Source organism: Halomonas sp. KX33721 (assembly GCF_001596805.1).
In the GTDB taxonomy this organism is placed as follows: domain Bacteria; phylum Pseudomonadota; class Gammaproteobacteria; order Pseudomonadales; family Halomonadaceae; genus Vreelandella; species Vreelandella aquamarina.
Map to the genome: position 1 here is coordinate 1 of NZ_LVIA01000087.1, position 1,277 is coordinate 1,277.

The following is a 1,277-nucleotide window of genomic DNA, read 5'->3' on the forward strand; positions in this document are numbered from 1 at the left end:
CCTGTGCGCCAGGCATGGCGCGCAGCGCCTGACTGGCGCTGTTTCCAAGGGTGGTGCCTTGGAATGACTTGGGGGTGAAAGTCCCCTGCACGCCCGGCAAGGGGAAGTGCTAGCCGACGGCAAGGGTGTCTCCCGCGAGGGAGAATCTGAAGGCAGCCCGAGGCAAAACGCTGGCCTGACGAACAGGAAGCGGATACGAGGCGTCATGGCGGGGTGAGGTGGCACGCATCACCAAAGCCCGATACTTGCACGGAACGCCATGACGTAAATCCGACAGGCATAAGCGGGAAGGTCGCGCGTCTTACCCTGGGAGGTCTGGTGGTCTGCCACGGTGCTACCGGCGTCGAGAGGCGACGGGATGGGTCACCAGACGTCAGCAGAGGCCATAGTAAGTGCCGATTCACCCCGGCACCAAGGGCCGAACATGAAGAACCGCGAGTAGGCGATGACGTCTCGAGGATCGATCATGAAGACAGACACTGACGCTGATACCGTCACCCACCCAGAGGGGCAGGGGCGGAACCCTGAGTCCCGGCCGGTGGGCGTCGAGACGGTCCCGGCGTCGTCATCGTGGACGAAAGCGGAGCCCGCCCCGCTCATGGAGGCCGTGGTAGCGAAGGCCAACATGGCGCGGGCTTACCGGAAGGTGGTTGCCAACCAAGGCGCACCGGGTGCCGATGGCATGACGGTGGACCAGCTGGCCGATCACCTGAAACAGTACTGGCCGACGCTGCGTGAGCGGCTGCTGGCCGGTGAGTATCATCCCAGCCCGATCCGAGCCGTCGAGATTCCCAAGCCCAAGGGCGGGACGCGGCAGCTCGGCATCCCCACGGTGACCGACCGGCTGATCCAGCAGGCGCTGCTTCAGGTACTGACGCCGATCTTCGATCCGACATTCTCGGCATCGAGCTACGGCTACAGGCCAGGGCGCAGTGCCCAGCAGGCCGTCTCGGCGATGAAGGCCCATGTCACTGCCGGCCACCGATGGGTGGTCGATCTTGACCTGAAAGCCTTCTTTGACCGGGTGAACCACGACCTGCTGATGGCGCGGATCGCGCGCCGCGTCCGCGACAAGCGAGTGTTGCGCCTGATCCGCGGCTATCTGGAAGCCGGGATGTTCCAGGACGGCCTGGCCGCGCCACGCCGGCAGGGCACGCCCCAGGGTGGGCCGCTGAGCCCACTGCTAGCGAACATCCTGCTGGATGACGTGGACAAGGAGCTGGAACGCCGCGGTCACCGCTTCTGCCGCTACGCCGACGACCTGCAGGTATACGTCA

1 protein-coding gene is annotated in these 1,277 nt (G+C 65.3%); it reads left to right on the forward strand.

The annotated features are described in order from the left end of the window. Positions 1-466: 466 nt before the first annotated feature. A partial coding sequence (gene ltrA / locus A3220_RS16435; RefSeq protein ID WP_084812816.1) for a group II intron reverse transcriptase/maturase occupies positions 467-1,277 on the forward strand: 811 nt, incomplete at its 3' end.